Source organism: Mesorhizobium sp. WSM4844 (genome assembly GCF_055811775.1).
Map to the genome: position 1 here is coordinate 33048 of NZ_JBVVQB010000057.1, position 8036 is coordinate 41083.

Annotated in this window: 9 protein-coding genes; 3 read left to right on the forward strand and 6 right to left on the reverse strand. The window is 64.3% G+C overall.

Annotated elements, in window-relative coordinates; all coding sequences use genetic code 11:
- Positions 1-15: 15 nt before the first annotated feature.
- The 5 genes from AC0L2A_RS29800 to AC0L2A_RS29820 all read right to left on the reverse strand — a co-directional run bounded on the left by AC0L2A_RS29800 (position 16) and on the right by AC0L2A_RS29820 (position 5173).
- Positions 16-1032, reverse strand: a complete 1017-nt coding sequence (locus AC0L2A_RS29800; RefSeq protein WP_473611841.1) for an ABC transporter permease — start codon at positions 1030-1032, stop codon at positions 16-18.
- Positions 1029-2600, reverse strand: coding sequence for a sugar ABC transporter ATP-binding protein (locus AC0L2A_RS29805; RefSeq protein WP_473611842.1), 1572 nt, complete (start codon positions 2598-2600; stop codon positions 1029-1031). The genes AC0L2A_RS29800 and AC0L2A_RS29805 overlap by 4 nt, the downstream gene beginning before the upstream one ends.
- A 238-nt stretch (positions 2601-2838) precedes the next feature.
- Complete coding sequence (locus AC0L2A_RS29810; RefSeq protein ID WP_473611848.1) at positions 2839-3789, reverse strand: substrate-binding domain-containing protein; 951 nt, start codon at positions 3787-3789, stop codon at positions 2839-2841.
- A gap of 247 nt (positions 3790-4036) precedes the next feature.
- Entirely contained in the window at positions 4037-4918 is an 882-nt protein-coding gene (locus AC0L2A_RS29815) for a DMT family transporter (protein WP_473611843.1), read from the reverse strand.
- 48 nt (positions 4919-4966) lie between these two features.
- Positions 4967-5173, reverse strand: coding sequence for a hypothetical protein (locus tag AC0L2A_RS29820; protein ID WP_128171069.1), 207 nt, complete (start codon positions 5171-5173; stop codon positions 4967-4969).
- Here AC0L2A_RS29820 and AC0L2A_RS29825 point away from each other — a divergent pair.
- Both AC0L2A_RS29825 and AC0L2A_RS29830 read left to right on the forward strand, forming a co-directional pair.
- Positions 5157-5378: a hypothetical protein gene (locus AC0L2A_RS29825; protein WP_473611844.1), complete on the forward strand. Its 222-nt coding sequence runs from the start codon at positions 5157-5159 to the stop codon at positions 5376-5378. The genes AC0L2A_RS29820 and AC0L2A_RS29825 overlap by 17 nt on opposite strands.
- Positions 5379-5404: 26 nt before the next feature.
- Complete coding sequence (locus tag AC0L2A_RS29830; RefSeq protein ID WP_473611846.1) at positions 5405-6844, forward strand: LuxR C-terminal-related transcriptional regulator; 1440 nt, start codon at positions 5405-5407, stop codon at positions 6842-6844.
- A 134-nt stretch (positions 6845-6978) separates the two neighbouring features.
- On the opposite strand, the gene AC0L2A_RS29835 is transcribed toward AC0L2A_RS29830, so the two are convergent.
- Positions 6979-7263, reverse strand: coding sequence for a BrnA antitoxin family protein (locus AC0L2A_RS29835; protein ID WP_473611849.1), 285 nt, complete (start codon positions 7261-7263; stop codon positions 6979-6981).
- 303 nt (positions 7264-7566) lie between these two features.
- Between AC0L2A_RS29835 and AC0L2A_RS29840 the strand changes: the two genes are divergently transcribed.
- Positions 7567-7791: a hypothetical protein gene (locus AC0L2A_RS29840; RefSeq protein WP_029351283.1), complete on the forward strand. Its 225-nt coding sequence runs from the start codon at positions 7567-7569 to the stop codon at positions 7789-7791.
- Positions 7792-8036: the final 245 nt, after the last annotated feature.

The following is an 8036-nucleotide window of genomic DNA, read 5'->3' on the forward strand; positions in this document are numbered from 1 at the left end:
GTATTGCCCCTCGGGCTACCGCCTTACCCGCGATTTCAGCCAGCGGTCGAAGGCCACGGCGAGGATCAGGATCAGGCCGATGACGATGCTTTGCGTGTAGGACGAGACGTTGTTGAACTGCAGCCCGTTCTGCAGCACGCCGATCAGTGCCGCGCCCACCACCGTGCCGCCGACCGAGCCAATGCCGCCGAACAGCGAGGTGCCGCCGATGACCACCGCCGAGATCACCGTCAGCTCGTAGCCGATGCCGGCGACGGCTTCCGAGGAATTGAGCCTGGCCGATAGCACGAAGGCGGCAAGGCCGGCGAAGAAGCCGACGATGATGTAGACCGAGATCAGGATGCGGTCGACGCGCAGGCCGGACAGCCGCGCCGCCTCGGCATTGCCGCCGACGGCGTAGACGGCGCGACCGTAGCGCGTGTAGCGCAGGACGATGTGGCAGAGGATCGCCGCCGCCGCGAAGATGATCGCCGGCACCGGCACCGGGCCGATCAGGCCGGTGCCGAACCAGCGCATCGAAGCGTCGAAGCCGGAGATCGGGCCGCCATTGGAGATCGTCAGCGTCAGGCCGCGAAAGACGGTGAGGCCGCCGAGCGTGACGACGAAGGGCGGCACTTTCAGCCGGGTGATGGCAAAGCCCTGGACGCCGCCGGCCAGGGCGCCGACGACGACGGCAGCCAGAAGGGCGGCGAACCAGCCATAGCCTTGTGCGCCGGACGTCGACAGCGACAGCGTGTTGGCAGTGCCGCCCTTGGCCACCACCGCCGCGACCATGCCGCAGAAGGCCAGCAGCGAACCGACCGACAGGTCGATGCCGGCAGTGAGGATGACGAAGGTCATGCCGAGCGCGATCAGCCCGGTGATCGAGATCTGCCGCATGATGTTGAAGATGTTGATGGGATCGATGAAGCTCGGCTTCAGCACGGTGAAGACGACGATCAGCAGCGCCAGGAACATCAGCGGGCCAAAACTCATCAGCAGGCGCGCGACATTGATGCCGCTGCGCTCGCTCTGTTCGGTCGTGCTGGTCATTGCGTCGCTTCCTGCGTTTGATCGAGCGCCATCAGTTCCATCAGTTTTTCCTCGGTCGCCTCGATGCCTGGCATCTCGCCGGTGATGCGACCGCGCCGCATGGTGACGATCCTGTCCGACACCGCAAGCACTTCGGGCAATTCCGACGAGATCATCATGATGGCGATGCCGCGCCCGGCGAGCTGCACCAGGATCTGGTGCACCTCGGCCTTGGCGCCGACATCGACGCCGCGCGTCGGCTCGTCGACGATCAGCACCTTGGGGTCGCGCGCCAGCCAGCGGGCGAGGATGACCTTCTGCTGGTTGCCGCCGGACAGCCCCTCGATGGGCTGCTCGGGCGAGGCCATGCGGATCGACAGCGTTTTTCTGTAGCTCGCCAGCGCCTGGCGCACGCGGCGCTCGGCCATGAAGCCGAGAGCGTTGGAGTAGCGGCCGAGCGCTGCGACGGAAAAGTTGGTGAGAATGCCGAGCGCGGCGAAGATCGCCTGATGCTTGCGGTCTTCCGGCACCAGGCCGATGCCGAGGGCGATGGCGTCGGCGGGTGTTTCAGGCGCGATCGTCTTGCCGTCGAGGGTGATGGTGCCGGCGGCGATGCGGTCGGCGCCGAAGATGGCGCGGGCAAGCTCGGTGCGGCCGGAGCCGACGAGGCCGGCGACGCCGAGGATCTCGCCCGCCTTGAGGTCGAGATCGATGCCTTCGAGCACGATGGCGTGCGGCGCCTGCGGATCGCGCACCGTGCGCAGGCCGCGCACGGAAAGCCTGACGTCGCCGGCGACATCGCGCAGCGTCGGCCTGGCATAAAGCTCGGACGCGGCGCGGCCAACCATTTTCTCGATGATTTTCGGCAGCTTGATCGGCCCGCCATCGCGGTCGAGATGGCCGGCCAGCCTGCCGTCGCGCAGCACCGTCATGCGGTCGCAGATCGCGGAGGCCTCTTCCAGCCGGTGGGTGACGAACATGATGGCGACGCCGTCCTTGCGCAGCCGGCCCATGATCGACATCAGTTTTTGCACTTCGGTTTCGGTCAGCGCCGAGGTCGGCTCGTCCATGATGATGAGCCGGCTCTTCAGCGACAGCGCGCGGGCGATCTCGACCAGCTGCTGCTCGGCCACCGACAGCGCAGACACCGGCGTCGCCGGGTCGAGGTCAAGGCCGACGCGGGCGATGATCGCGCGCGAGTCTACCTCCATCTTCCGCCAGCTGACCAGGCCGAAGCGCCCGAGCGGCGCGCGGCCAATAAAGATGTTCTCCGCCACGGTCAGCGTCGGGATCAGGCTCAGTTCCTGGTAGATGGTGACGATGCTGAGGCGCTTGGCATCCTGCGGATTGTGCGGATTGAATTCGACGCCGTCGAAGACGATGCGGCCGCTGGACGGCGGCATCACGCCGGACAGGATCTTGAGCAGCGTCGACTTGCCGGCGCCGTTCTCGCCGAGCAGGCCGAGGATTTCGCCGGGCCGAACCTCGAGCGAGACATCGCTCAGCGCGGTGACGCCGGCAAAACGCTTGGTCACGCCCTCGACGGCGAGGAGGGGGGGACTCTGTGACGATGCTACGTTTTCAGCCACGGACAAAGGTTTCTCCCGGGGTGCAGTTCATGCCACCTTGAACGCCGAGCTTGAACACCCCCTCTGTCCTGCCGGACATCTCCCCTGCAAGGGGGGAGATCGGATGTCGTCACGGCTTTCGCCAATCACCAACGTTGAAGAAAAGGCGCAGCCAGCGAAGCTGCCAATCTCTCCCCTTGCGGGGGAGATGGCCGGCAGGCCAGAGGGGGGTGCTGTCCCACCGGCCTCGCCAATTGGCCTACTTCGTCTCGCCCAGCCTTTCCGCCTTGTCGAGATTGTCCTTGCCGATGACGATCGGCGTCAGCAGGACGAGCTTTTCCTTGGGCTCGGTCTTGTCCCTGGCGTAGGCGACGGCGATCTGCACCGCGGTGCGCGACTGCTCGCCGGGGAACTGTTCGACGGTGCCGGCCAGCTTGCCGTCGCGCACGGCGACCAGCGCTTCGGGAAGCGCATCGAAGCCGTAGATCTTGACGTCGGTGAAGTTGCGCGCCGCGCAGGCTTCGACCGCGCCCAGCGCCATGTCATCATTGGCGCAGATGATCGCGTCGGGCTTGCCGTTGGCGGCAAGGCCGGCCTCGGTGACCGAGAGCGCCTCGGCGCGGGCGAAATTGGCGGTCTGCTCGAAGATGACCTGGTACTTGTCCTTCATCGGGTCAAGGACGTTGTGCACGCCCTTGTTGCGGTCGATCGCCGGACCGGCCCCTGGCTGGCCCTGCAGATGAAAAATCTTGGCGCCGTTCGGGAACGCCGCCACCATGGCCTGCGCTTCGGCCTCGCCGCCCTTGACGTTGTCGGCGCCGACATGGGCGAGGATGCCTTCAACCCCGTCGACGCGGCGGTCGATGGTGACGACGGGGACGCCGGCCTGGATCGCTTGCTCGATGGCCGGGGCCAGCGCGTTGACGTCGAGTGGCGAGATGACGATGGCGTTGACCTTCTGCACGAGCGCTGCCTCGATATCGGCGGTCTGCTTGGGCGCCGAGTTCTGGCCGTCGCTTTCGACAAGATTGACGCCCTGCGCCTGAGCTTCCGCCTTGATCTGGTTCAGCATGTGCACGAAGAACGGAAAGCCGAGGCTCGGCACCGAACCAAGGATGGTCAGCTTGTCCTGGGCGAAAGCCAGTTGCGGAGCGGCCAGCGCCATCGTGCCCATCGCCACGGACGACAGCAGGAATTCACGTCTGTTGATCAATTTAGTCTCCTCCCACATGAGCGCATGAACCCGAAAACCGGTTCCGGTTTTCCGAAAATTCCTGCGTCGATCCAGAAATGGAGTGTCCTTTGAGCGCCCAGGGGGACGCAACGGCGCTCCAGCCGGTCCACCGCGACGTTCTCCTCCGCTCGGCGCCGGCGGGCGGATGCTAGCCAAGGCCGGAGATTTGCGCAAGAACAGGGGGGCGGCTTCGCGGGGTTCGCCGGACTGCCGGGATGATCTCTCAGTCTGCCACCGCCGGCTTGCTGATTTTGTCGGTTGTCAGCGACAGCAAGGTGATTGATCCAAATATGACCGCAGCACCGGCTGCTCCGGTCGGCGACAGCCGCTCGCCCAGAAATATGGCGGCGCCAACCGCTCCGAACACGCTCTCTGCGCTGACGATCACCGCGGCATGGCTGGCCGACGTGAAGCGTTGAGCGATCGTCTGCATGCCGAAGGCGGCCCCGGTCGAGAAGATGCCGAGCACGGCGAGTTCCGGGGCGGCATCGCTGATGGCGGCCAGCGACAGATTACCCAGAACGGCGCCGAGCGGCAGCGTGATCACGGCGGCGCCGAGAAATTGCGCGGCAGCCGCTGCGATCGGCGCGCCGTGGGTCTGCATGTGACGACCAAGCTCCACCATCCACAGCGCGTAGCACGCGGCCGAAAGTGTCGCAGCGAGATCGCCCTGGCTGAAGCTGGTGATCAAGCCTCCGGACAGCAGCAGGACACCGGCCAATGTCATGGCAGCCGCAAGCCCGCCGACAGCAGTCGGGCGCTCGCCAATCAGCAACCAGGCCGCGAGCGGTGTCATCACCGTTGCGGTGCTCACCAGGAAACTCGCATTGGTAACCGTGGTGTCGAGATAGGAGACCTGCTGGATGATGATGGATATCGAGAACAGTGCGCTGACTTTGGCGAGGCTGATCCAGTAGCCTGGCCCGGATTTCGTTCCCCATTCGAGCCCCGTCAGCGGCGCGGCCATGAGCCCCGCGATCAGGCAGCGCATGCCCACGGCGCTGAGCGGATCGAGATGATCCAGCACAGTCTTCTGCGCAACATTGCCGAAGCCCCAAAAGGCAGCAGCAAGCAGAAGCAGACAGTTGGCCTGCACCTTCGACATATCGATGTCTCGGCAAAGCTTGCGCCGCAAAGGGCGGATCGCTGGTTGCTAGCGGGCGGCGAGCTTGTCCCACCGCTTGCAATACAGGCGGACGCCGACGGGCATGATCTCATAGCCGGCGTCATTCAACTGCAGCTTCATCTCCTCGAAATGCCGCTTTGAGCCGCTGACGATCGATTCAGGCGTGTAGTCCCAGCCGTTGCGGGCGGCATTGGCCAGGATGTCGGCATAGAGGCGCATGCTCGTGATTTTCACATCCGATTCCAGCACCTGCCTGCATCCTCTAGCGAACGACGGCGACTGGGCGGCGGAAAAACTCAAGATCGTGCATGCCAGCATTATCGAAACAGGACGCATGGAACCTCCCCCGGATTGCAGCTTGTTGCGGCAAACGACCTTGCAATTTGTGCGCCTGCGGCGGAATCGCGCAGATGCAGTATTCGGCCTCCTGCATTTGTAGTATTCTGTCCTGGGACGGTTTTCACCATGACGGTCAATGACGCTTCGAAGGCGCAGGCGCTCGATGCCTTGTCGGGTCGCGAGCGCGCGGTCGCGGAAAAATTCGCAACCGGCATGACCTATCGCGAAATCGGCAATGCACTTTTCATTGCCCCGACCACTGTTCGCACCCATCTGGCGGCCATCTACGAAAAACTTGGCGTGCGCACCAAGATCGGGCTCGCGGCGTATTTTGCCGGCGCTTCCGGCGCTCGGCCCGGCGGGCAGTCACGTCAGTCGGACGCTCCGTCAGTGCTCGCCATATTTCCGATCGAATGCCTGAATTCCGACGAGCGCTGGCGCCGCTTTGCCGATGGCCTGTCGTCAGACATCACCTTCAACCTGGCGCGATACGCGGGCTTGCCTGTCATCGCCTTCCACACGATGAAATCGCTGGGCAGCAAGCCGGCCGATTTCGCGGCGGTAGGCAAGGCGCTCGGCGCCACCTATTTCGTATCGGGCCAGTTGCGTGCGGACGACCAGAGGATTCGCTTGACGATAGAGCTTGCCGATGCCGATAGCGGCGTCAACCTGTGGAGGGAGCGTTACGACCGCCCGGCCGAGGACATTTTCGCGCTGCAGGACAGCCTGGCCGAAAGCATCATCAACGTGTTCGCCGGCAGTTACGGAACGCTGGCCACGGTCGGCCGCAATGCGGCTCGCCGCAAGCCGCCGGCCAGCTTGCGGGCCTATGATTTTTATCTGCTTGCGCTCGAACAGCACACCACGTTCAGCCGCGCCGGCAATGCCGAGGCGATCCGCCTGTTTTTGCGCGCGCTGGAGCTTGATCCTGCTTTCGCCAACTGCTGGGCCGAACTCGCCTACGCCTATTCGGTCGAGGCCTGCAACGGCTTTGGCGACGACGTGCTGACGTCGATCGAGAACTGGCGGATCACGGCCGAAAACGCCTTGCGCCTCGACCCGACGGACAGCTGCGCCCACGCATGCCTTGGCAATGTCAGGGCATGCCTTGGCGATCTCGAAGGAGCGGAGCGCGCGCACCGGCGGGCTCTCGAATACGGCTCCAACCACGCCGGCATACTGCTGCTGCTGGCCGGCAGCAAAGCGCTTGTCGCCGGCGATCCAGCTGAGGCGATTCCGCTCATCGAGCGTGCCATGCGCCTCAATCCATTGGCCCCGCACTGGTATTTCGGCATGCAAGGCCGCATCCTGTTTGCCGCCGGCAGGCATCGGGAAGCTGTCGCGGCGCTCCGCAGGAGTTCGCCGGAGTCGCCGGACGTGCTGATGTTCCTGGCGCTTTCGCATGCGGCCATGGGCGAGACCGCCGAGGCGGGGCGCGCCGCGGCCCGCTTGAGAGCCGAATTTCCAGGCTTTTCGGTCGAACGCTTCATTGCAGGCTATCCGGTGACCAACCGGGACGCCTTGCTTGCCATCCGCCACGCTGCCGAACTGGCGAAGCTGCCGTAGGCAAGTTGATGCATGCAGGAGTCGGTGCCGGCTCGCCCGATCGATGCCGGCCGATCAGGCGGGTGTTGCCGCCCTGCACAAGCACCAAATGGGCACGGCGCCATGCCGTGGGCCTCGCCGAAATGATATCCGCCTCAGCCCACTTTCGCCTTCTTCAGCACATCGTTGACCCTGGCCTGCCAGCCCTTGCCGGTTGCTTTGAACTTCTCGGTCACCGCCGGTTCAAGCCGGATGGAAATCTGCTGCAACGGGACGGCGACAGGTGGGCGCCCCCGGCCGCGCTTGATGCTCTCCGCCAGATCGGGAAACGCTTCGGCAAAAGGTTTGCCCTTGGCGATCTGCTCGTCGGTCAATTCCGGGCTGTCGGCATCGTCCCAGTCTTCCTTGGTGTAACCCCGACCGGGAACGAACTCTTTCATGCGGTTCTTGCGGATCATGTCAAAAGGCTCCTTTCCCTGCTGCTGGCCGGACGATAATAGGAGAGTCAACCATTATTCGTGATACAAAAAAAGAAGTTTCCTGATGCAAGCCCGTTTCCTTCAGTGGTTGTCCTCTTACGAAGGACAACCCAAAAGGCAGACATGGTACGATGCGGGCTCGTTTCGGCATGACGCGGCGATGGTCCAGGCCGTTCGCGCCCACTGAAAAATTGACACGACAGCCGGGCTCGGCCATGCTTATGCAGCCGCCTTCTCCTGCGGCGGCGTGTGTATGAGCAGTCCATGGCCAGTTCCGTCACCAGCCAGAATTCCAAGCGTGCCGCGGTGCGCAAGGCGCTCGACCGCCACAAGGTCTACATCACCGCACAGAGCTTTTCCGCCGGCGCCTACAAGGCGCGTGTCCTCGTCGACGGCGAGGCATATTGGGTCGACGAATTCCGGCTGAGCCAGCTCCAGCAGGGTCTGTCGCCGGCCGAGCTCGAATTGACGCCGGCCACCGACGATTGAGTGTGACGTTCATCCCTTCGTCATCCCAGGAATATTTCGGGGCGCAGGCGGGACAGTACCCCCCTCTGGCCTGCCGGCCATCTCCCCCGCAAAGGGGGAGATTGGCAGTGTCACTGTGGCCGCCCTCTTGGCAACGTCGGAGGTTGGCGAAAGCATTCGTGACATCCGATCTCCCCCCTTGCGGGGGAGATGTCCGGCAGGACAGAGGGGGGTGTGAAGAAACTCGACGGAGGGTGATCGGTTCT

Bases quoted from the DNA above. Each gene is read 5' to 3' on its own strand.
- AC0L2A_RS29800 (WP_473611841.1), bottom strand. From the start codon at position 1,032: ATGACCAGCACGACCGAACAGAGCGAGCGCAGCGGCATCAATGTCGCG.
- AC0L2A_RS29815 (WP_473611843.1), bottom strand. From the start codon at position 4,918: ATGTCGAAGGTGCAGGCCAACTGTCTGCTTCTGCTTGCTGCTGCCTTT.
- AC0L2A_RS29825 (WP_473611844.1), top strand. From the start codon at position 5,157: ATGCTCGTGATTTTCACATCCGATTCCAGCACCTGCCTGCATCCTCTA.
- AC0L2A_RS29830 (WP_473611846.1), top strand. From the start codon at position 5,405: ATGACGGTCAATGACGCTTCGAAGGCGCAGGCGCTCGATGCCTTGTCG.
- AC0L2A_RS29835 (WP_473611849.1), bottom strand. From the start codon at position 7,263: ATGAAAGAGTTCGTTCCCGGTCGGGGTTACACCAAGGAAGACTGGGAC.
- AC0L2A_RS29840 (WP_029351283.1), top strand. From the start codon at position 7,567: ATGGCCAGTTCCGTCACCAGCCAGAATTCCAAGCGTGCCGCGGTGCGC.